This window comes from Bacillus piscicola (assembly GCF_022458745.1).
GTDB classification, from domain to species: domain Bacteria; phylum Bacillota; class Bacilli; order Bacillales; family Marinococcaceae; genus Alteribacillus_A; species Alteribacillus_A piscicola.
This window is the reverse complement of sequence record NZ_JAJJJF010000011.1, coordinates 20,240-42,989: the sequence shown is the minus strand read 5'-3', so window position 1 is coordinate 42,989 and position 22,750 is coordinate 20,240. Positions and strand designations below refer to the sequence as shown.

The window sequence follows — 22,750 nt, the reverse complement described above, 5'->3', positions numbered from 1 at the left end:
CGTTCCCTCCCTATTAATTTTTCATTGTTTCTTCATCCATGTTATTCGTGCGGCTAAACTTTCCTTTGAAAAAAACAAGCCCTTCCTTGTCCGTCGATGAGAACTTTGCGACCTTTCCAAGGTAAAGGGTATGATCCCCACCTTCATACTCTCGCCATGGTTCGCATTCGAAATGAGCTAAAGCGTTCTTTATTTTCGGTCCTTGCAGTGCATCGTCCCACTCTAGCTGAAGATCAGGCTGGCTGCGTCCGGCAAATTGCCAAGCTTCCTTTTCCTGATTGTGCGAGAGAACGTTCACTACAAAATTCCGTCCCTTTAGAGCACTGCACGCTCTCGCTTTACAATCAATAGAGACGAGCACAAGCGGTGGATCTAAGGAAACAGAGGTGAAGGCATTTACTGTTACACCATAGCGCTCGCCGTCATCTCCGTACCAGGTCACTACCGTTACCCCTGTCGCAAACTTACCAAGACAGTTCCGCAGCTCTCTCGTATCCATGTCAACTCCCCTCCTCGAAAACGAATATAACTTTAGTATAGGGAGGTTTAAATTTTCGTTCTATATAGATATTTCACAATGTGAAATATTCTGAAATTCAATTAGAATTTTTTTAATAGGGCTGTTTTTTTAAGTTGTATATCCATGTTGAGATGATGAAGCCATTCATAGGGAGGTATATATGTGGTCATAAAGTCTCAATACGTTTTTCATTCGTAATTATTTTATATCATAAAATCAACCGTCACAAAAGTCAAACTTTTTTAAATTCTCGTTGGTAAAATTGATGTGAAAAGAAAAAGTAAACTGTGCTATCGTATATGTAGTAACTATTGATAAAGGTGAGGTGTTTATGTGTGAGTCACGCAATCATTAAATCACTATGGAGATATCCGGTAAAATCTATGATGGGAGAAGAATTAAATGCTTGTGAGATTACCGAGAAAGGAGTGCTCGGTGACCGGTCATATGGCGTGATCGACGAAGAGACCGGTAAGCTCGCTAATGCAAAGAACCCATTGAAGTGGCCAACGATGTTCCAGCACCGTGCAACGTTTACCGAGCCACCTCAACTAATGTCTTCCTCCCTCCCCCCGGTCCGGATCACTTGTCCAGACGGCACGATGACAGTCAGTTCCGATGAAAAAGCCGGTGAAGTGCTCACGAAAAGTTTTAACCGTACAGTCACAGTAAGCACACCGGAATCCGTATCAGGAGAGTTTGAAGGATACGTTCCGGAAGGTATTGACGGTTTGGCTAACCCAGGAAGTGTGTTTTCGAAAGACACCCCGCAAGGAACTTTTTTTGACATTGGCATGGTACATATTGTAACCACTTCCTCCCTGGAAACCCTAAAACGACTCGCCCCCGATAGCAGAATTGAAGCAAGGCGTTTCCGTCCGAACCTTATTATTGATGTCCCTAATGCAGATGGATTTATTGAAAATGAATGGGTGGGGAGAACTTTATCAATCGGAGACGATGTTCAATTAAAAATCATTCAACCTACGAAGCGCTGTGTGATGACAACTTTGGCGCAAGGAGATCTTCCACACGACTCGAATGTACTGAAATCTGCTTTCAACGAAAATGAAGGGAATATCGGCGTGTACGCATCGATTATTTCAGGCGGCAGCATCCGTATCGGGGATCGTGTTATAATAAGCAAGTAAATTTAGCCACGGAAGGACTGTGCCGATGAAACATATCTATACCGGAAAAACAAAAGATGTATACGAACAAGCGGATGGAAGCTACCTACTCCAGTTTAAAGATGATGTAACGGGAGCGGACGGTGTCTTTGATCCTGGCGCAAATACAGTTGGCCTTACGATGGAAGGAGCCGGAAAAGCCGGACTCCGGTTAACGACATTTTTCTTTGAAAAGTTAAAAGAAAAAAATATCCCAACCCACTATATCGACGCAGACATCGACAAGGCCACCATGACTGTGAAGCCCGCCTCTGTTTTTGGCGAAGGACTCGAAGTTATCTGCCGCTTTCGAGCAGTCGGCAGCTTTCTACGCAGGTACGGAAAATACGCTGTAGAAGGGCAGCCGTTAGACGCTTTCGTAGAAGTGACATTGAAAGACGATGAACGTAACGACCCGCCTATCAGTGACGATGCCCTAGACATGCTTGGCATCTTAACACGGGAGGAATATGCTCGTTTGAAAGAATTGACAAGGGAAGTCAGTAAGATTGTGAAAGAGGAACTGAGCAAAAAAGATTTGGAACTTTATGATATCAAGCTAGAATTCGGCCGTTTAGATGATGGCAGTATCGTTTTAATTGACGAAATTTCTGGAGGGAATATGAGAGCCTATAAAAATGGTGAGTATGTAGAACCACTTAACTTGGAACAATTGATGCTTGCCGATCTTCTTTAATTCCTTCAGACAAAAAGCCTCCGCAGGCACTTTACTGAGCGGAGGCTTTTTCCTTTTCATTGAACAAGACAGCAGCACGAACTAATCTTTTATCCAATCCCATGCTGCTTCCTGCTCACTCGGTTCAAATTGTTTGATATCAATCCCCGGTAGTAGTTTTCCCGCTTTTGCTGAGTTTCGAATCCAGCTGCTTTCACTGATTACCGCATACTTGCGGACCTGCTTCCAGCGTTTCGTATCAAATTTCATTCCTTCTTTTAATCCGTTGAATGACGTCCCTTCTACGTCATGTATAATCGCAAAAAGGTTGAAAGGATCGTTGTCACCGAAGTTTTCACTGACATGGTCTTCCAAATTCTTGGCATCCGTCTCGGTCATTTTCCCTTCCATTTCGATCGCCACAGTGGAAGGGTCGCGACTTGGAAGAATGGTAAACATAACAGCACTCCTCCTTTATATATCAATCGTTATTAAGAATTTACCCTCCTATTGCCATTCCGAAACAAACGATTTATTACACATAGCTTAGCAATGAAAAATGCACTTTTTATGGTATCATGCGATTCTATGATGCTTTTATTTTTTCGACTGCACCTTTTTGTGACGCCATACACCTCCGATGGCGTTGCTATTTTGCAGCGAATACTTTTTCGTAACTCCATACGCGCTCATCGACGTTACTATCTTCCCGTCATCGTTTTTTGGCGACATCATAGACTTCCAATAGTGTCGTTATTTTCATTACAACACTTTTTCAAGTGCCTGCTTCGCTTAAGGAATACTACACAGCAGCGTTAATTTGCCTCATTGTGCTATATTAAGAAAAGCGTATTCATAGTATTATAGAAGAATTCTCAGAGAAAAGTATTATATGATAGACAAGGGTGGAATTGATGAGGAAATGGATCCTTTTAGCTATAGGGACAGTAGCGGTTCTCCTAATAACTGTCCTGTTAGTGGCTGGGAATTATTTGTATGGCGAAAGTGTTAAACGGGGTACAGACGTGGAATTGTACAGAGGAAATGAGCCCGCAAGCACTTCTCCAAAGAAGGAGTCGGTTAAAGAAAAAGCAGACACGTGGTTTCACAGCCAAAAAGTCAAAGTGTTAGAACAGACCTCCTTTGACGGATTAGTATTGCAGGCGAATTTCATTGATAATGAGAAAAACAAGGGAAAAGCGGTGATCTTGGCTCATGGTTTCCGCAAACAGAAAGAAGATATGAAAAAACTCGCAAAGTTCTATTATGAGCACGACTTCGACATTCTTCTCCCTGACGCCCGTGGACACGGCGATAGTGAGGGTGACTATATTGGATACGGCTGGCATGACCGCCTGGACTATGAAAACTGGATCAAGCTTTTAATTAATAAGTACGAGGAAACAGACATATTACTGCATGGCAATTCGATGGGAGGCTCTCTCGTTTTAATGACAAGCGGCGAAGATCTTCCAGATGAAGTAAAAGGCATCATTGCCGACAGCAGCTATACAACAGTAAAGGATGAATTGACCCACCAACTGAAGCATCTTTATGGGCTGCCTGCATTCCCGCTTCTTGATGTGACTAGTTTCATTACAAAGGTGCGAGCAGGCTACACATTCGAAGAGGCATCTGCTGTTGCACAAGTCAAGAAGAATACGCGGCCTCTCTTCCTTATTCACGGGGAGGGGGATGAACTCGTCCCTACCGACATGGCATCCGACTTGTATGAGGCCGCAAACGGGGAGAAATCGCTTTGGATTGTCCCTGATGCAGGCCACATCGAAGCGTATGACACTGCTCCTAAAGAGTTCGAACAGCGGCTGGCTGATTTTATTCAGCAAACTGTAGCCAATACGCAAGTTAAATAGATGATATTTCTTTCGGAAAAGGGAGTAGACGCTTCGAAAGTGTATAGCAACGGGAGAGCAGTACATTATGGTACACTCTCCCCTTACATTCATTAGTGCAGTACGCCGCCTCCTGAAATTTTCAAACTTTCTCCTACGATATTATGGGCTGCATCCGACAATAGAAAAGCGATGCTGTTCGCCACTTCTTCCGGAGTGGTAATTTGTCCGGATGGAATTCCCTTCTCAGTCGCTTCCCTATTTTCTTCATACGAAAGAGTATTGCTGGCTGCCTTTGCCCGTATTACCTGCTCTGCCATTTCTGTATCGACAAAGCCAGGACATACTGCATTCACTCGGATTCCGTGGTTGATCGCTTCGAGTGCAAAACAGTGAGTGAAACCGATCATGGCAAATTTGGAAGCCGCATAGGCCGTATTTCCAACTGTACCGCGCAATCCCGAGAGAGAAGCAACATTCACAATAGCTCCCTTTTCACGTTTTTTCATCGTTTCATACACCTGTTGGGATAAGAGGACTGCCGCGGTGTAGTTGACGTGCATAATTTCCGTAAGCATCGCTTCGTTTACATCTTCTACTTTTCCGCGCTGGTGGATACCAGCATTATTCACGAGCATCGTAACCGGGCCCTGTGCTGCTTCGGCTGCAGAAACAAGTCCCTCCCTGTCGGCTGCGTTACATATATCAGCAGAGATAGCCACTATTTTTGGGTCTCCATTGCTATTTACCAGCTGCTTTTGTAAGGCAGATAATTTATCTTCGCTTCGGCCGGTGATCGTGAGTGCAGCCCCCATATTAATAAGTGTGCGGGCTGTAGCAGCGCCAATCCCACCTGTAGCACCAGTCAGAAGAATATGCTCTCCGACAAATGCCTCTTTGGAAAAAATAGTCACGTTACCAAAACACCTTTCTTTTCATCATTTCTTTACTTTTACAAAAAGAGCTACATTGGCATCTTACCATTAAATAGAAGAGCAATATTGAGGTGTGGCTCATTAAAATAAATGTGAACCTTTTGTGTTCATTTTGCGAACTAAATGTTACAATTATATTATAAGATAACTACCTCAAGAATAGGGGCGTGAATTCCCATGGGTGTAACTCTCGTATTTATGCTATTGGCAACGCTTACACCATTTTTATTCATTCAAATGAAAAAACGCGCGTTTGCCGTGGTGCATACCGTTTTACTGATTGGAATGTGGATGTATTTCATCGAAACAATGTTTAACGCAGCACCACCACTGTTTTCTTTACTAACCGTTACATTTTATCTAAGCTTACTTGCAGCTGAAATCGGATGGGTTATGTTTGTGATCCGCCTCGTACGGCCTGCAGCTGGCTTTCAAAAAAGCTATCAATAGTATGTAAAAAGCCTTCTTTCCTAAAAACATAGAAAAGAAGGCTTTCTCTCATTGTCTGTCTTCGGGTTGCAGATGAAACAATTGAAACATCGCTTGCAGAAAGGCAACGACTGCCGTTACGCCAAGCAGGCCCTTTAATACGATACCTTCGCCTGAATATACAGCTCCCCAGAGGGCGAAGGCTGTCAGGATGACACATAATATGAAGCTTATTACATATTTCATCTGGAATCCAAACAGATCACTATTCGTTGAATTCTCTGATGAACGTTCCTTATTTATTTTCAATATGCTGCCACCTTTCTTCAAGTTATTTCTTCATTGTTTCCTGTCCCTTTAGTCATGCATCTGCTGCTCTTCTTGGTGAGAGCCATGACCACTGTGATCGCCGTCATGGTCATGCGTAAAACCAAACGACATCGTAAACAGCGAACCGGCTACAACGATTGCCGCCAGGACAAAACCATGAAACATCATATTCCACGGAACATGTCCCCCTCCGCTTGCCGATTCCGTCATATGCATAAACATAAACAATTGAATCCCTGCTTGAATAACGGCCAAAACCATGATCGCAATAATGATCCACTTCACGGGAAGATCTGAGCCTAACGCTGCCCATACCGCCAGAAGCGTCAAAACAATTGACAACAAAAAACCGATAATATGCTGTACTGGTAGGTGTTTTGTGTTTTTTTCCATGCTACACCACCATCCCGATTAAATAGACACTCGTAAAAATGAAAATCCAAATGACATCTAAAAAGTGCCAATAGAGACTGACTACGAACACTTTACGGCTCGTTACCGGGTTTAGGCCGCGTTGTACGAGTTGGATGAGCAGCAGTACAGCCCAGCCAATCCCAAGTGTGACGTGGACACCGTGCGTACCAGCAAGAACAAAGAAGGCAGACCAAAATGCACTTGATTGTAAAGTGGCTCCTTCATGGGCATAGTGAACAAATTCATATATTTCAAAACCAAGAAAGCCGAGACCGAGCGCTAAGGTGATAATAAGCCACGTGATCAGTCCTTTTAGTGACCCGGCTCGCATATTATGAATCGCGAGACCGCATGTGAAACTGCTTGTTAACAGAAGAAATGTCATCGCAAGCGTTATACCAGGTTCAAAAAGATCACCTGGCAAAGGCGCATCAGCCGTTCTGCCGAATAGTACTGCGTATGTTGCGAACAAGGTCGAAAAGAGAACCACTTCAGCCCCGAGGAAAATCCAGAAACCGAGGATCGTCATTCGACCTTCTTGTGTCCGGTATTCATAAGGGCCTGTGCTCCATTCCTGTGTGCTCACTTTACAACCCCCTTACGGTTCGTTCTATTTTTTTTATTTCATCCACTTCGACATAGTATCCCTCGTCATAGTCGAAGGAACGAATCCCCATCATAATAAGCGTACCAATGAGTCCGACAGCGGCAAGTCCAATCCATTCAAATACGAGCGCAAAGCTCGCGAAAAACAGAATCCCCATCATGATAAACGGACGTCCTGTGTTACTTGGCATATGAATCGCTTCCAGTTTCGTCTCGTCGAATGTCGTCTCTCCTTTTTTCTTCATCGAGAGAAACGCATCAAGGCCACTTACTTTCGGTACGGTCGCAAAGTTATAAAAAGGAACTGGCGTCGGTGTCGCCCATTCGAGGGTGCGGCCGTCCCATGCATCTCCATTGGTTTCCCGTGGGCTGTTTTTCCAGCTGTAATAAATGTTGTACACAAAGATAACGAAGCCGACACCCATTCCAAATGCGCCGACTGTCGAAATTACATTAAGCGGCATCCATTCCGGAATAATCGTAAAGATACGGCGCGGCATCCCGTCTAAACCAACAAAATGCTGCGGGAAGAAACAGACATGAAAACCGATTAAGAACCACCAGAAGCTGTGTTTTCCGATTCGCTCGTTCATTTTGTGGCCGAACATTTTCGGATACCAGTAGACAAGTCCTGCAAAACAAGCGAAAACAGTTCCCGCGATCAGGACATAGTGAAAGTGAGCGATTAAGAAATACGAATTATGGAACTGATAATCAGCTGCCGCCATACCGAGCATAACACCCGTCACACCGCCCATAACAAAGCTTGGAATAAACGCAAGTGCCCACAGCATCGCAGTTGTTATTTGAATACGTGATTTATAGAGCGTTGCCAGCCAGTTGAAGATTTTCACCCCGGTCGGTACTGCTATAAGCATCGTAGAGACCGAGAATACAGAGTTAACGAGCGCGCCCGCTCCCATTGTAAAGAAGTGGTGCACCCAGACGAGAAAGCTTAACCCTGCAATCAAAATCATCGACCAAACCATCGCTTTATAACCGAATAGCTGCTTGCGGGCAAATGTGGCTATAATCTCGGAAAAAATACCAAATGCCGGCAGGATGACGATGTATACTTCGGGGTGCCCCCACATCCAGAAGAGATTGGCCCACATCATTGGCATTCCCTCGCCGGTCAAGGTGAAGAATTGCGCCCCGAATATCCGGTCAATCGTCATCAATGCTAATGCTACTGTCAAAATGGGAAAAGCAAAGATAATAATGAACGTTGTCACTAAGGTAGACCAGGTGAAAATCGGCATCTGAAACAATTTCATTCCCGGTGCCCGCATTTTCAAAATAGTAACCATTAAGTTAATACCCGTTGCAAGTGTTCCGATTCCCGCGAGCTGCAGTCCCAGCAAGTAAAAATTTTGGCCGGGACCTGGACTCAGAGCCGCACCGGCAAGCGGTGTGTAACTTGTCCATCCTGCATCTGGAGATCCTCCGATGACAAAAGATACGTTAAATAACATGGCCCCGAAGAAAAACGACCAGAAGCTCAGCGCGTTTAAAAAAGGGAAAGCAAAGTCACGTGCTCCGATCTGCAACGGTACGACAATATTCATAAGTCCAATGAGAAACGGCATGGCCATAAAAATAATCATGACTGTTCCGTGAGTCGTAAAAATTTCATCATAGTGCTGGGCACCTAAAAAATTCATATTAGGGAATGTTAACTGTATCCTCATCATGAGCGCGTCCACGCCTCCGCGAAAGAGCATCGCCAACGCACTTAAAATGTACATAATCCCAATTTTTTTATGATCAACAGTAGTCAGCCACTCTTGCCAGAGCCAGCCCCACCTTTTTAAATAGGTTAATAAAAAGATGGCAGCCGATGTCACGAGAACAATGGAAACCATTCCTCCGTATATGAGCGGCTCCCCTGTTACAAAAAACTCATCTAGTTTCATTCTTGTTCACCTGCTTTCTGTGGTTACTCCCTTTTTTTACCGTTTTCTAGATGCATTAATTCTTCATACGCATCGCGGTGAAGGTTGATAGAATAATCGCGTCCTTCATTGGTTCCATGATCCACCCACTGTAGATGAGTGGAGGAAAACGCCATGGTCTCCGTTAATCCGGGTTCGAGCAGGCTGTCATATTGGTCCTGCGTGAGTGCTGGGGAATCGTCCTGCACTTTTTCCACCCATTCCTCGAATTGTTCTTTGTCTTCGGCGTGAACTTGAAAGGTTTGTTTCGTAAAACCTTCTCCATTGAAGTTAGCGTTGCGGCCGTCATACACCCCTGGTTCGTCGGCCTGTAAATAAAGGGTGTTTTCCATGCCCGCCATATTATATTTCTGGCCGCCTAACTGTGGGATCCACAACGCTGCCATAGAATCTGCCGACGATAATCGAAATTCAATGTCCCGATTTGTCGGGATATGCAAATAATTGACGGTTTCAATATTTTGCTCCGGATAACTAAAGAACCATTTCCAATCTGCCGCTGTTGCATACACGACAAGTGGCTCTTCCGCTTCATGTGCCGTCGACGGTCTTTCTAAATCAAAAAGTGTCTGAACAGTTGGTACAGATAAAGCAATTACAATCACAATCGGAATTGCGGTCCATATGATTTCAATTAAAAGATTTCCATGGATATTCGGATTGTAGTCACCGTCTTTACGATTTGGGCGATCACGATACTTCCAAACCATATAAGCAAATAACGCGAATACGACAACCACAATAACAAGCATAAACCAAAGTGAGTACACGATAAGATCCTTTTGGCTCTCCGCTACCGGTCCTTTCGGATCAAACACGGCCATTTGTTCACAACCGCTCAGTAACATGATGAGAGCTAGCATTCCTATAGGAATCCATTTTTGCATATGGTTTCTCATACGCTTCATGAGGGCAACCTCCTCCATTCCAAAACTTCTCCGTAAATGTTTGTACCGTAGATTGATTATAGCAAGTTGCCTTCTACATAAAGACTACCTTTGCTAGATTGCAATAAATTGTCTACATTTTCGTTGCACAACTGAAACAGAATGTTCACTTTTTCTAATAAAATCACTACGGGTTTAACAATTAAGGATGTAAAATACAAGGTAGGAAAATGCAGGGGCAAATCGAATCAGCCAACTGCTTTCATTTAATTGGAGACTACGTGGGGGTTTTATTAAAACCTGGTATAATAAGTAAACCTCTTAAGGAAAGGATTTCATACTCTTGGCAGTTTTTCTGACTTATATAATAGTAATAACTATCTTGTCGTTTATCTTTATGGGGGTAGATAAATGGAAAGCAATACGGAGGAAAAGGCGTATACCGGAGAAAAATCTCCTTCTCCTTGCTTGTCTCGGCGGTTTTATTGGCATTATAGCGGGGATGATGCTCTTTCGTCACAAAATAAGAAAGCCAGCATTTACTCTCCTCGTTCCGTTTATTGCCCTCTTTGAAATAGCGGCAGCTTTCTATATTTCTCGGTACTTTTAATTATGGTATCTGCAAAATATCGCAAAAAAACACTTCCCATCAAGTCCGACAGACCCGTGGGAAGTGTGTTTTTTTAGCTGTGGAACTCAACCGGAATTGGCCCAAAACGGCGTTGGTGGTACATCATTGGTTCCTTTGTATCGGATTTTTGAATGTCTTGTACTTCGCCGATCAAAATGGTGTGGTCTCCTGCTTCCACCTGCTTGAACGTTTTACATTGAAGTACGGCGTATGCATCGTTAATGACAGGAAGATTATACTCCGAGCTCTCCCAAGTGCAAGAGTTGAAGCGGTCCGTATCTTTCGAAGCAAACGTTTTACACAGATCCTGCTGATCCCCACTTAAAATGTGTATCGCAAAATGATCCGCGCTTTTAAACGCTTCGAGCGATGATACTCTATGATCGATGGACCATAAGACTAGCAGTGGGTCCAGGGATACCGATGCGAATGAATTAACCGTCAAGCCAACCGGCTCCCCCTCTTCGTTCCGGGCTGTTACAATCGTAACCCCTGTCGGATAATTCCCCATTACTTCCTTGAATACATTCTCTTTCTCTGACACTTTCATTCTCCTTTCAATCCCTATTCATCTCTATTCTATAGATTTTCTACTTTTTGTGAAACCTTACCGCTTGGATAACCTACTGACTCTTCTTTGACAACACCCTGTTCGATAGCCATTTTTTTAGCAATTTTTGGTGCGCCCCATAATACAGGCAGCATGATGATAGAAATCGGAACAGCTGTGACGACAATGAACGACTGCAGGGCACCGATACTACCCTCCCCGATATTAATGAGAATAACAGAAATAGCTCCCATCAAGATGGCCCAAAATACTCGTACTGCCTTCGGTGGGTCCCCTTCACCGGTAACGGCCATAGATACCGAATAAGACATCGAATCAGCTGTTGTAATGACGAAAGTAATGGTTAAGATTAACATGACGATAGCCATGATTCCGCCTAAAGGCAGCTGTTCGGCAATCGCAATAATAGCAGCCGGCAGCCCATTTTCTAAAAGAGGGGTGCTGACAGAACCGCTGTTTTGCAGTTCATAAAAAATACCGCTGCCACCGAGAATACTGAACCACACGTTTGATGCAAGCGCTGTTACAATGGAGACGACAAGAAACACTTCTCGAACTGTCCGCCCACGAGATACCCTGGCCACTAAGACTGCCATAAGAGGTCCGAAACCGATAAACCACCCAAAGAAAAATAGCATCCAAGATCCAAGCCAGGCTTGATCATCCCTATAAGTGTGAATATTCATATATTCGCCCATATAGGTTCCAAATGAAGAAATAAACGTATCAATGATAAAACCTCCAGGACCAATCAGAAGGAGGATAATACCAACACCGATCGCAAACCATACGTTAAAACGGCTTAAAAACTGGATTCCTTTTTCAATACCTGTCACTGTTGATATGGTTACTAATGCTATCAACACCCCTACCGCTAACACTTGAGTCAAAAGTGTATCCGGCAATCCAAATAGGTCATGCATCCAGTAACTGAACTGAAATCCAAAAAAACCAATTGTTCCAATCGTCCCCGCGACTGCACCTAAAATACAGAAAACGTCAGCCGCTACACCCCAATTATTTGTCTCAATTTTCTCTCCAAATATCGGATATAATAGAGTCCTTGGGCGCAAAGACAAACCTTTGTTGTAATGAGCATACATAATAATAATCGCGCTTATCGCTCCGTACACGGCCCACGCCGTAAAACCCCAGGACATAAAGCTTTGCGCCATTGCAACTCCTACTGCTCCTTCTGTCGCAGCAGAAATCCCGTCATGCATAGGCGGCACTTCTGTAAAGTAATACATCGGTTCTGCCGCTGCCCAAAATACACCGCCGGCCCCAAGTCCCGAAACTGTTATGATCGCCGCCCATTTAAAGAAACTCATGTCTGGTTTATCCAAGTTTCCCACACGTGCTTTTCCATATTTAGAGATAGCTAATACAGCACCGACCACAAATGTTGCAAGTAATAATAACTGCCAAAAAGCACCGAAATATTTGATAGATTGGGTGAACCCCCAATTAACAAGTGCCGCCACACCGTCTGTATAAATTAAGGACATGATGACAAAAATTGTCAGAACTCCACCAGTTAGAATAAAGACTGGCCAGTTTATTTTACCTGTGCGCATACCATTTTCCATACATTTCCCTCCTCTAGCATAATCGATCACTTCGGTTGTTACACGTTCCTGACACATTTGACTTACTCGTCGACAAAACCTTTAACCCTCGATTACCATGTACCATACAAACGAGGTAGTTAGAATAGCATTAATCAATCATTTATTGTTAATAATCAGACATATGAGTGAATATTAAGAGCTGGATTTTCAACCTTTTGTGGTGTTCTTTGAACTGCCCAAAATGTATGGAGAGCTTTTTTCACTCCGCCGCTTCCAAAGCTAATATCCTTATTTTCCTGATATAAAGTTTCAAAAAAATGAACAATAAAGTTTCGGCGCGTTAGAACATCCACGATCCCTTGTTCGAAAAACCATTCGTCTACTACGTTAAATACGCCACGGTTCACCCCGAACGTCTTACAACAGTAACTTGCAAATCGAAGATCAGGAAATTGAAGTACGTGCTGTTTGTGTTCTCTCATTACTTCCTTTCACCCGCCATTTTTCATCAGAAATTAGTTGGAACAGAGTAGTAACCGCATCGTGATCTTTTTCATACATGACGACTAGCTCATCAATGGAAGAGGACGAAAAAAATCGTAAGCGTCTCAGGTAAAAAGCAGCTTCCACTACTACCTCTTTTTTTAGTAAAGAAACATCCTCACGAAGCAAACACATATCAAACGTCTTTTCACCATTGTTTTCGTTGACATGCATAATGCCTGTTTCCATTTGGTCTTCACAATGAACCTTTATACCGTATACTCCAGTTTTCAGATATGGGTTCTCTGCCGGTAAAGTTAAGCTAAGATTGGGAAATCCTTTTGACTGATTGACATAAGGAATGGATGTCGTTTTCGCTTCAAAGCAGGTAATATATCGATCTGCTTTACATGATAAAAGGTCACTTAATAATATAGAAGAAAGACGATACTTGCTGCATAGTAATTGAACTTCTTCTGTATCCGCTATTTCACCTCTGCTATTTAATATTTCACAAAGGTAGGAACTGGCAGGCTCTTGTTGATTTATCCGTGAGATATCGGTGACAGCTTCAAATACACTGCGCCGCTCTAGAAGGCCCTGCTCGGAATATATAACCGGAAACACATGGCCCGGCCGGATAAAATGCTCCGGTCTGGCCGTATTTTCATTAAGCGCTTTCAGAGTCTGTGTCCGTTCGTTGACGGAAATACCTGTGGTCGACGTATAATGATCAACCGAAACCGTCATCGTATCATCATTATTTTCAGTCATCATGGGAAGGGCCAGTTTTTTTCCTTGCTCCTCACTTATGCAAGCATAAACAAGTCCCTTTCCTTTTTGGATCATGAAATTAACATGGTCCGATTGGATCGCACGAAGGTCCCCAGCCAGATAACTTACATGATGATGCTGTAAGTCATCCACTACCACAACAAGTCGTCCTTTTAGCAGTTCGTCATATATTTTTTGGATAGAAGTCATAAACCTATCCCTCGCTTCTTTTAATTAATAGATCACCTATTATCAAACTCATCGAATAATAAATGGATCAGACATAGGGGCAGATGAAGTGTTTATCCACACTGTTTTCTTCTGGGTATAGTCATGAACTGATTCTAGCCCACCTTCTCGTCCATAACCGCTGAGTTTTGATCCGCCAATTGGTGCGATTGGTGAGATGCTACGATACGTATTTACCCAGACAATCCCTGCGCGCAACCGTTTCGAGAGTCGATGTCCTCTACCTATGTCATTCGTCCAAATACCAGCTGCCAGCCCGTAGTCAGTGCTATTCGCGAGCTTGATAACTTCTTCTTCCTCAGAGAATGGCATGACACTTAACACTGGACCAAATATTTCTTCTTTGGTAATACAGCCATTGTGTTCTGTGTGCTCAAAAATAGTCGGTTCAAAATACCAGCCCTCTTTCATATGCTCAGGCCGCTTTCCTCCCAGTAGAAGCTTCCCACCTTCGTCCAAACCTGTTTCTACATACCTTTCAATGCTTTCCAACTGATTTAACGTGGCAACTGGGCCAATCTCAGAATCCGCAGACATCGGATCCCCAATTTTTATCTTCTCTACTCGAGACACGAGAATATCCATAAACTCGTCGTATATCTTTTGATGAAGGAACAATCTTGAGCCAGCTACACAGCTTTGACCAGTCGCGCCAAATATCCCTGCAATGGTGCCCATCGCTGCGTTATACAAATTAGCGTCATCAAATACGATATTAGGTGACTTGCCTCCCAATTCTAAAGACAATTGGGCAAAATTCTCAGCGGAATTCCTAACGATGTTCCTGGCTGTCTTTTCTCCACCGGTAAACGCTACTCGGCTCACAAAAGGATGGGAGGTTAATGAATCGCCAATATCAGCCCCAAAGCCCGTCACTATATTAACCACTCCAGGGGGAAATCCAGCCTTCTCTATTAACTTCGTAAACTCAAGCAATGAAGCTGAAGAATGCTCAGATGGCTTGATCACAATCGTATTCCCGGCAATCAAAGCGGGAGCCAGTTTAATAAAAGTTAGATAAAGAGGGGAGTTCCAAGGAGTAATAGCTACTACCACACCTAAAGGCTCTCTTTCCGAAAAGACGAACATATCCTTTTTGTCAATCGGTAATGTTTCACCCTGGATTTTGTCAGCAAGGCCTGCATAGTAATAGAAGAATTCAGGCATGTAAGTTAACTGTGCTTTCATTTCCCGGATTAGCTTCCCATTATCTCGCGTTTCAAATTCCGCAAGTTCTTCGACATTCTCGGATAATAGATCACCGAGTTTGCGCAGTAAATGCCCTCTTTTTGTATATGTCATGTCTGCCCAGTCTTTGTTATAAAAGGCATTGTCTGCTGCTTTCACAGCCCTTTCCACGTCTTCCGAAGTACCTTGCGCAACATAGCACCACGGCTGTCCAGTTGCCGGATTGAAACTTTCAAAATACTGACCGTCGGAGGAAGCAGTCCACTCCCCGTTAATATACATGTCATACTTCTTTAGTGCTTCCATCAATAACGTCCTCCTAACGAACCCTATCTGTGTTTTTCAATAAAACGAAAGATCGTTTCGTTGACAGCTTCATAATTTTCCATGGGCAGCATATGCTTGAATCCTGGGAAAATAACGAGTTCAGAATTTGAAAGCTGTTCATGGATGTCCTCTGCCATGAGCGGCGTAGAACCGACATCCCCTTCTCCTGTTATAACAAGTGTTGGTTTCTTTATCTCATTTAATTGTGGCCAAATTTCCTGATCAGCTGCAGCAAACACCTTATATGACTTTAAATAAGCGTCGGCATCGTTGTTTTTCAACCGTTCTCTTACTTTTTCCACTAAATCTGGGTTGTTCTTGCGGTAATCCTCGTTAAACCACCTATCAATCGCAGCATCAATCGTGGATTGATGGCCTTCTCTTTCAACTTGTTTCACTCTATTCTTGACGGCTTGCTGTTCCTTTTCTGAACGGTTCGCCACAGCGTTCATGAAGGTAAGCGTTTTCACTTTGTCCGGATGTATAATTCCGAATAACTGAGCAACCATTCCTCCCATCGAGAAGCCAACAATATGGGCTTGATCGAGAGATAATTGATCCATCAATCCTAGCAACTGAGAAACGTAATGATCGAGTTTATACTCGCCGCCCGGTTTTCCCGAGTTTCCATGCCCAAGCATATCGTAAGTGATAACACGGTAATAAGAAGCGAGAAACTCCGTTTGATATTGCCACATGGTGTGGTCCATTCCCACACCATGTATTAATATCACTGGCTCTCCACTGCCTTTCTCTTGCCAGTACGTTGCCAATCCTTTACGATCTTCGGCTTGCATTATACAAGACCCATTTCCTTCATATCTGTGTGTCTATCCCCAGTCCGTGGATGAGGACGTCCTCCTGTTGATGCACCGATCACTACAATAATCTCATCAGCACGTGGTGCATCTGGTATCATAGTTTCAAAGGTAATATAGTGAGAACGCTTCGATTCATCATTCTTGTGTACCATCGGAATAGTAATCGCTGTTCCGGCTCCACCTCTTTTATTAGTAAAGCTTAAAATGCTTTTTCCTTCTACAGCATCGCGGTACTTATTCCCAAACTTCAACGTGTGAATAAAAGCAGAAGCATGCTCAATTTCGCCGTCTACTCCTACAACGCCTGCTTTTCCAAACGCTTCTACATTATCTGGAGAACCAATAGCTTGAAGCAGCTCACCCGTTAAAAGTTCACCTAATTCCGGAGCATATTCATCGATTTCCGGCTTCAAGTTCTCAACAAATCCTCTGCCAGCCCATGGATTTTTTATAACCGCCATCGACGCAACGATTTTAATTGGCGTTTCTAATTCTTTTCCACCTTCCACACGCGTTTCCTCAATAGCTGTAAATACTTTTCTGATTTCTAACATAGTCGTTTCCTCCCTGTTGGAATATAAATTAGTTTTATTGATTACTTGTCACTTCACTTTTCTGGAACTTTGGCATAACTTCCTCAGTGAATAACTTTAAACTTCTCATTTTCTTTTCATGGCTTAACCCATTATGATCCACCCACAGCAACAAGTGCTCAACATTCAATTCTTCTTTCAACTCTTGGATTTTCTCGGCTACATATTCAGGTGTACCAAATAATAGGTTCCGGTGATGGAGAAAGTCGTAGGTTAATTCTTGGCCCGGCTGAAGCTCTTCACCAGGATCAAGCAGATTTCCTAATCCTCTCCAATGGCAGATCCAGCGGTAGTTATTTAACACAGCCTCACCTGCATCTTTTCTTGCCTGTTCCATGGAATCAGCAACATAAACGTCACGAACTAGTGCTATTCCTTCTCCCATGGGAACGTCTCTGCCTTGCGCCTTCGATGCCGTCTCTTTATATAGTTCAAAGCGGTTCTTTAGCTCTTTCACTGTCGGCATCCAGAAAATCCCTTTAATATTCTCTTCCGCAGCCGCTTTAATAGAACGAGGTGAATCAATCGTCTGCCAGATTGGTGGATGTGGCTGCTGGACAGGTCTTGGGACAAGCGATATTTTATTGATTTCTCCCTTCTCCATATCCATAAATTCTTCGGAGGCCGGACTCATCGGATGGCTCCACTTCAGTCCCTGTGGAGGGAATTCATAAAATTCACCTTTATGGGAGAAGAAGCGGTTAGATAACGCTTTCTTTAGAATGTCATAGGTTTCTTCGAACAATTTACGGTTTTGGGCTTGATTTGTCGGGTCCGCATTCTCATTTAAATTGGCTGCTTCTCTACCGTACAAACCTCGCGCTAATCCGATTTCTACTCTGCCCCCACTCAATTGATCGAGCATCGCAATGTCCTCCGCTAACCGTAGCGGATGCCAAAAAGTTGCTACGTTAGCTGCTTGGCCAATTCGAATATTTTTCGTTCGTGCTGCAATATCGGCTCCCATTAGAATGGGGTTAGAAATCAACTCATTACCTTCATGACCAAAATGATGCTCCGTGTACCAGATGGAATCATACCCATTTTCATCGCAATAAACCGCCTGTTCTCTTGCTTCCTCTAACACCTTGCCATACTCATCCAATCTGCCTTGACCGTTCAAATTCGCAAAAATACCGAATTTCATTGTTCTCTCACCCCTTTAATAATTTTTGAGCTATCCCTTTTTTCAGTTGAAGCCCGCTTGCTTTAACATGGGCCTTCATCGCTTCTTCAGCCTTCAGCGGATCGCCAGATTTAAGTGCAGCCAACACGTTTTTATGTTCTTGTAATGACTGATGCAGACGTTCTGGCACCTCGATGCTTAAATACACATACCGTTGATACGGCATTTGATTCAAAAGCAGTTCAAGTAAATAGCTAAGTTTGGAGTTGTCTGCTCCTTCCAAGATCGTTTCATGAAAAATACTGTTGGATGTCACATACAAATCATGATCATTTTCTTCTACAGCTTTTTCCATGTTGATGACAGATTGTTCAATTTTTGCTATCTTTACTTGGTCCTGTCTCTCAGCTAATAATCCAGCTGCCAGCCCCTCTAAAGATTCTTTTACTGTGAACAATTCGTTTAATTCTTTTTCTGTCGGCTTAGTAACACGAGTCCCAACCCGCGGGCTGATTTCTACTAACCCTTCTCTTTCTAATTGTTTTAACGCTTCTCTTACGGGGGTACGACTCACACCGTAATGCTTAGATAAAGCAGATTCTGAAAGTTTCTCACCTGGTTCGTATTCCCCTTTTACAATCGCTTTTCTGATTGTCTCGGTAACTTGAGCAGTGATACTAATCGTCGAAATCGCTATTTTCATGCACCTCTTTCAGCCTTTTAACCCTATGGTACCAAAATTAACTTCCCTGTACTCTTTCGGCTTTCTACCCATTCATGAGCTTTGTCAGCATCTGACATCGGGTACACCTTGGATATATTTATGTTGATCCTTTCCTCGGCCAACATTGGGATTACCTTATTGGCAATTTCTTTGACCATTTCCGGACGTTCTTTCCTAACCTTTCCAAAACTGTAGCCCGTGATCGTTCTTCCGCTTGGATACAATTCGCTTATATCTACTTTGGCTGTTTCTTGACTTGCATTACCAAAGTAAATCAATCTGCCGAAGGATGCTAAAATCTGCATGTTCTTATGGAAAAACTCTCCGCCGATGGAATCCAGAATGACATCCACACCTTGACCGCCAGTTATCGCGGCAGCTTCTCTTTCAAAGTCCTTGTCTTGATGATTTATCACCCAATCGGCTCCCATTTCTTTTGCAATTTGTGTCTTTTCCTCATTTCCAGATACGGCGATAATACGCTTACATCCAGCGTTTTTTGCCATTTGAATAACTGTAGTTCCAATTCCTCCGCCTGCTGCATGAATGAGCAAAAATTCCTCTGGCTGAATCCGTGCAGCGCGGAATAATAACTCATAGGAAACAAAAGCTGCAATTGGAAAGGCGGCCGCATTCTTGAAATCGACTGCATCTGGAATAGCAAATGTCATTCTCTCATCAGCCACTGCAAACTCCGCGTATGATCCGCCTGCCGGAAACGCGATGACATGCTGGCCCTCTTGTAAATGAGTAACATTTGCACCCGTTTTTACCACTATTCCACTGCAATCAAGTCCAGGGGTGAATGGTAAACTCAACTTTCCTGGATACGTACCGCTTCTCATTTTCACATCAGCATAGTTAACACTAGCTGCTTTGACTTTAATTAAAACTTGGTTTTCATTTATGACAGGCTGTTCTACCTCTTTGTAGACCAGTTCTGTTGGAGCTCCCGTTTTCTCTACAACAATTGCTTTCAGGACAACCCCTCCTCTACCATGTACCATACAAGTTGTTGGAATAAAAAAATACGAATAATGATTGTTCCTTGCATGTTGTATGTACCATACAAGGTAATTTAAAAATAACTGACTATTATGTATTTGTCAATAACTTTTATGCGATTTTTTTTACAATTTTTTTTATTCATTATACGGGTAAGGAATGTATCGTTATGTATCTTACCCATATGTTTTTTCTAACTAAAGTTTTTTGTCTCCTCCCTTACAAGCTTACCGTCTTCCACGAACAGAATACGATCGCCTAACTTTTCCGCTTCTTCCCTTGAATGGGTGACAAGAATAACGGGGATCTTCCAGTCCTTTTGAAGGCGGAGCAGTTCGGCGTGACTTTTTTCACGAGTGCTGTCGTCTAGAGCGGAGAAGGGTTCATCAAGAAGCAGTAAATTCGGTGCGGTGGCAAGTGCACGAGCGAGCGCCACACGCTGTTTTTCGCCACCAGATATTTGGGCCGGATAATGATCACGGAGATGTTCAATGCGAAGCTCCTGCATTAAACCGCGGGCAAGATTGCTGTCCTTCATGCCATATGCAATGTTTTTCCATACGGTTTTATGCGGGAAGAGCGCATAATCTTGGAATAAATAGCCGATGTTGCGTTTTTGAATGGGTTGCGAAATTTTTTCCGCGAATAACGTTCGCTCTTGCAAACGGATGAACCCATTGTCTGGCTTCACCAATCCAGCAATACAGTCCAGCACGGTTGTCTTCCCCGATCCGGACGGTCCGAACAGTACAATTATTTCCGCGTCGGTTGTAAAGGAAATATGTAAATCAAAATGAGACAATTGTTTTTGTACTGACACTTCCAGCATACGTAACCCTCACGATCTAGCTTGTTTTTTTAGTATGTCGCATCATATTCCGCCTGCTCCACCAATTAAGCCAGAGAATGGCACTGAAACCAAGTACAACAATGATTCCGACCCAGAATGACGCCATTTCGGTGTTACCGCCTTCTACCTCAAAGTAAATCGCAAGTGGGATCGTATTTGTCACCCCTGGAATATAGCCGGCAAGCATGAGCGTCGCTCCAAACTCTCCGAGAGCGCGTGCAAATGCGAGGACAAGGCCTGACAAGAGACCTGGCCAGGCGAGTGGGAAAGAGATGGTCCAGAAGACTTTCCACTTGGAAGCGCCCATCGTGTAGGCTGCCTTTTCCACATTCGCATCGAACTGTTGAAAAGCTGCTGCGGCACTCTGGTACATGAGAGGGAAGGAGACGACCACAGCTGCGAGGATAACAGCATTCCATGTGAAGACGATTTGCATATCAAACCACTTGTCGAGGAAGGTGCCGAACGGTCCGCGTTTTCCAAACAACATGAGGAGCCCAAAACCGACGACGGTGGGCGGGAGAACAAGCGGAAGCAGAAAAAACGCTTCGACAACGCTCTTCCCGAAAAAATGATGGCGGGCGATTATTCTTGCCAGGAATACCCCGATAATAAATACGATCACCGTCGCGATAGCTGCTGTTTTAAAAGAAAGCCAAAGCGGTGTAAAATCAATGCCTGCCACGTGTATCACCTAATTTTTTTCAAATCCGTATTTTTCAAAAATGGCTTGTGCTTCTTCGCCCTGGAGGAATTCGATAAATTCTCCTGCTGCCTCTTGCTGTTCCGAGTCCGTCGTTACAGCTGCCGGATAAATAATCGGATCATGGGTCTCCATTTCCGCTTTCGTCAACACTTGAACCTTGTCTGATGATAAAGCGTCGCTGTGGTAGACAAAACCGATCTCGGCATTCCCGGTTTCTACATAAGTAAGCACTTGGCGTACGTCTTTGGCTAATACGACTGCTTTCTCCGCCGAATCCCATATATCGACGGCTTGAAGAGACTGTTTCGCATATTTTCCAGCTGGCACACTTTCCGGATTGCCAATAGCGATTTGGTCGAGTTTCCCCACTTTTATGTCTGAAATCGAATCATATGCTAAATCAGAGTCTTTCCCGGCAATCAACACGATACTGTTGCCTGTAACATCGGTACGTGTGTCTACTGCGACCAGCTCTTCTTCTTCCAGCCTGTCCATCCACTCCTGGTTCGCCGAAATGAAAACATCCACCGGTGCACCTTGTTGTATCTGCTGTGCCAGCTTGCCAGAGCCTGCAAAGTTAAACGTTAACACGGTATCATGAGTTTCTTCATACAGCTCTTGTACCTCATCCAACGCATCTGTCATACTCGCAGCTGCTGATATGGTTAACGAAGCCGAATCATCCATCTCTTGATCTTGCCGAGCTCCGTTCTCCTCCCCGTTGCCACAACCGGTCATAAAAACCGTCATTCCCAACAATAACGCTATCAAGCGATTCATTTGTCTCCCCCAATTATATGTAGTTATATCTAATTATAAATGCATACAAGGAAATGTGAAACGGAAAAGAAGGAGACCGTCCCCACCTCACCCTTTTAAACAATCTCGGATTTCTTACAAACAAAAACAGACCATTTGACGAAGTTAAATTATAGAACGTTATGGATATCGTGCAGAAAAACAGATTCACTGAAATAAAAAAAGCCACCATTCAAATGATGACTCTGTAAATACTAGACGAATATTTAAGCAACTTGTAATTATTATTAATCTTAAGATCAATTGCCGCGGCTATATCCTAACCATTTTAATAAAAACCCAAACGACGTAAGCCCTTCCTCTCGTACATCCTTACGGCTCCGAAGCCGTTCCAGTGTGATTAAGTCCTTAACTAAAGCGTAAGAACGCCAGATAATTCATATCATCCATGATATTTTTCAAGTTGATTCGGTAAGCATTCCTTTTTCATTATAACAGTATTATACTTCGTTATCAACTTATGCTGTATTACCGGTTATTCAGGGTAAGTAAGCACAGGCTTTTCGGGTACTTTTCCCCCTCGCACGAAAGGCATCCG

25 protein-coding genes are annotated in these 22,750 nt (G+C 43.5%); 5 read left to right on the top strand and 20 right to left on the bottom strand.

Annotated features, from left to right (window positions below):
* Positions 1-13: 13 nt before the first annotated feature.
* Entirely contained in the window at positions 14-499 is a 486-nt protein-coding gene (locus tag LOR49_RS14490) for a flavin reductase family protein (RefSeq protein ID WP_240377523.1), read from the bottom strand.
* A gap of 356 nt (positions 500-855) precedes the next feature.
* Between LOR49_RS14490 and LOR49_RS14485 the strand changes: the two genes are divergently transcribed.
* Complete coding sequence (locus LOR49_RS14485; RefSeq protein ID WP_240377522.1) at positions 856-1,671, top strand: MOSC domain-containing protein; 816 nt, start codon at positions 856-858, stop codon at positions 1,669-1,671.
* 25 nt (positions 1,672-1,696) lie between these two features.
* Positions 1,697-2,386, top strand: coding sequence for a phosphoribosylaminoimidazolesuccinocarboxamide synthase (locus LOR49_RS14480; RefSeq protein ID WP_240377521.1), 690 nt, complete (start codon positions 1,697-1,699; stop codon positions 2,384-2,386).
* A gap of 81 nt (positions 2,387-2,467) precedes the next feature.
* Here LOR49_RS14480 and LOR49_RS14475 read toward each other — a convergent pair whose 3' ends face one another.
* On the bottom strand, positions 2,468-2,824 hold the full coding sequence (locus LOR49_RS14475; RefSeq protein WP_240377520.1) for a SpoIIAA family protein: 357 nt from the start codon (positions 2,822-2,824) through the stop codon (positions 2,468-2,470).
* 455 nt (positions 2,825-3,279) lie between these two features.
* Here LOR49_RS14475 and LOR49_RS14470 point away from each other — a divergent pair, with 455 nt between their 5' ends.
* Positions 3,280-4,239, top strand: a complete 960-nt coding sequence (locus tag LOR49_RS14470; RefSeq protein WP_240377518.1) for an alpha/beta hydrolase — start codon at positions 3,280-3,282, stop codon at positions 4,237-4,239.
* A gap of 92 nt (positions 4,240-4,331) precedes the next feature.
* Here the strand turns inward: LOR49_RS14470 and LOR49_RS14465 are convergent, their stop codons facing one another.
* The gene (locus LOR49_RS14465; RefSeq protein ID WP_240377516.1) at positions 4,332-5,132 is read right to left on the bottom strand and encodes an SDR family NAD(P)-dependent oxidoreductase; all 801 of its coding nucleotides are present in this window, start codon (positions 5,130-5,132) and stop codon (positions 4,332-4,334) included.
* 198 nt (positions 5,133-5,330) lie between these two features.
* Here LOR49_RS14465 and LOR49_RS14460 point away from each other — a divergent pair, with 198 nt between their 5' ends.
* Positions 5,331-5,603 carry a hypothetical protein gene (locus tag LOR49_RS14460; protein ID WP_240377514.1) on the top strand — a complete coding sequence of 91 codons (273 nt, stop codon included), beginning with the start codon at positions 5,331-5,333 and terminating at the stop codon, positions 5,601-5,603.
* A gap of 48 nt (positions 5,604-5,651) precedes the next feature.
* Here the strand turns inward: LOR49_RS14460 and LOR49_RS14455 are convergent, their stop codons facing one another.
* The 5 genes from LOR49_RS14455 to qoxA are packed head-to-tail and all read right to left on the bottom strand — an operon-like array spanning position 5,652 to position 9,852.
* Complete coding sequence (locus LOR49_RS14455; protein ID WP_240377512.1) at positions 5,652-5,891, bottom strand: cytochrome C oxidase subunit IV family protein; 240 nt, start codon at positions 5,889-5,891, stop codon at positions 5,652-5,654.
* Positions 5,892-5,939: 48 nt separating this feature from the next.
* On the bottom strand, positions 5,940-6,305 hold the full coding sequence (qoxD, locus tag LOR49_RS14450) for a cytochrome aa3 quinol oxidase subunit IV (RefSeq protein ID WP_240377511.1): 366 nt from the start codon (positions 6,303-6,305) through the stop codon (positions 5,940-5,942).
* Position 6,306: 1 nt separating this feature from the next.
* Positions 6,307-6,912, bottom strand: a complete 606-nt coding sequence (gene qoxC, locus LOR49_RS14445; RefSeq protein ID WP_338021152.1) for a cytochrome aa3 quinol oxidase subunit III — start codon at positions 6,910-6,912, stop codon at positions 6,307-6,309.
* A gap of 1 nt (position 6,913) precedes the next feature.
* The gene (gene qoxB, locus LOR49_RS14440; protein WP_240377509.1) at positions 6,914-8,848 is read right to left on the bottom strand and encodes a cytochrome aa3 quinol oxidase subunit I; all 1,935 of its coding nucleotides are present in this window, start codon (positions 8,846-8,848) and stop codon (positions 6,914-6,916) included.
* A 23-nt stretch (positions 8,849-8,871) separates the two neighbouring features.
* Positions 8,872-9,852, bottom strand: coding sequence for a cytochrome aa3 quinol oxidase subunit II (gene qoxA, locus LOR49_RS14435; protein WP_420830487.1), 981 nt, complete (start codon positions 9,850-9,852; stop codon positions 8,872-8,874).
* 265 nt (positions 9,853-10,117) lie between these two features.
* Between qoxA and LOR49_RS14430 the strand changes: the two genes are divergently transcribed.
* A complete protein-coding gene (locus tag LOR49_RS14430) occupies positions 10,118-10,384 on the top strand; it encodes a DUF1294 domain-containing protein (protein WP_240377507.1) in 267 nt (88 codons plus the stop codon).
* A 73-nt stretch (positions 10,385-10,457) separates the two neighbouring features.
* Here LOR49_RS14430 and LOR49_RS14425 read toward each other — a convergent pair whose 3' ends face one another.
* The 12 genes from LOR49_RS14425 to modA all read right to left on the bottom strand — a co-directional run bounded on the left by LOR49_RS14425 (position 10,458) and on the right by modA (position 22,173).
* Complete coding sequence (locus tag LOR49_RS14425) at positions 10,458-10,955, bottom strand: flavin reductase family protein (RefSeq protein WP_240377506.1); 498 nt, start codon at positions 10,953-10,955, stop codon at positions 10,458-10,460.
* Positions 10,956-10,984: 29 nt separating this feature from the next.
* On the bottom strand, positions 10,985-12,565 hold the full coding sequence (locus LOR49_RS14420) for a BCCT family transporter (protein WP_240377505.1): 1,581 nt from the start codon (positions 12,563-12,565) through the stop codon (positions 10,985-10,987).
* 426 nt (positions 12,566-12,991) lie between these two features.
* Positions 12,992-14,014, bottom strand: a complete 1,023-nt coding sequence (locus tag LOR49_RS14415) for a 3,4-dihydroxy-2-butanone-4-phosphate synthase (RefSeq protein WP_240377504.1) — start codon at positions 14,012-14,014, stop codon at positions 12,992-12,994.
* 48 nt (positions 14,015-14,062) lie between these two features.
* Complete coding sequence (locus LOR49_RS14410) at positions 14,063-15,547, bottom strand: aldehyde dehydrogenase (protein WP_240377503.1); 1,485 nt, start codon at positions 15,545-15,547, stop codon at positions 14,063-14,065.
* Positions 15,548-15,570: 23 nt separating this feature from the next.
* Complete coding sequence (locus LOR49_RS14405) at positions 15,571-16,365, bottom strand: alpha/beta fold hydrolase (RefSeq protein ID WP_240377501.1); 795 nt, start codon at positions 16,363-16,365, stop codon at positions 15,571-15,573.
* Positions 16,365-16,943 carry an amino acid synthesis family protein gene (locus tag LOR49_RS14400; protein WP_240377499.1) on the bottom strand — a complete coding sequence of 193 codons (579 nt, stop codon included), beginning with the start codon at positions 16,941-16,943 and terminating at the stop codon, positions 16,365-16,367. Before LOR49_RS14400 ends, LOR49_RS14405 begins: the two co-directional genes overlap by 1 nt.
* A gap of 34 nt (positions 16,944-16,977) precedes the next feature.
* A complete protein-coding gene (locus LOR49_RS14395) occupies positions 16,978-18,129 on the bottom strand; it encodes an LLM class flavin-dependent oxidoreductase (RefSeq protein WP_240377497.1) in 1,152 nt (383 codons plus the stop codon).
* 7 nt (positions 18,130-18,136) lie between these two features.
* A complete protein-coding gene (locus LOR49_RS14390; RefSeq protein WP_240377495.1) occupies positions 18,137-18,811 on the bottom strand; it encodes a GntR family transcriptional regulator in 675 nt (224 codons plus the stop codon).
* Between the two features lie 23 nt (positions 18,812-18,834).
* Positions 18,835-19,812, bottom strand: a complete 978-nt coding sequence (locus tag LOR49_RS14385) for a quinone oxidoreductase family protein (protein WP_240377611.1) — start codon at positions 19,810-19,812, stop codon at positions 18,835-18,837.
* Positions 19,813-20,030: 218 nt separating this feature from the next.
* Positions 20,031-20,666, bottom strand: a complete 636-nt coding sequence (locus LOR49_RS14380) for an ATP-binding cassette domain-containing protein (protein WP_240377494.1) — start codon at positions 20,664-20,666, stop codon at positions 20,031-20,033.
* 16 nt (positions 20,667-20,682) lie between these two features.
* On the bottom strand, positions 20,683-21,363 hold the full coding sequence (gene modB / locus LOR49_RS14375) for a molybdate ABC transporter permease subunit (RefSeq protein ID WP_420830486.1): 681 nt from the start codon (positions 21,361-21,363) through the stop codon (positions 20,683-20,685).
* A gap of 18 nt (positions 21,364-21,381) precedes the next feature.
* Positions 21,382-22,173: a molybdate ABC transporter substrate-binding protein gene (modA, locus tag LOR49_RS14370; protein ID WP_240377491.1), complete on the bottom strand. Its 792-nt coding sequence runs from the start codon at positions 22,171-22,173 to the stop codon at positions 21,382-21,384.
* Positions 22,174-22,750: the final 577 nt, after the last annotated feature.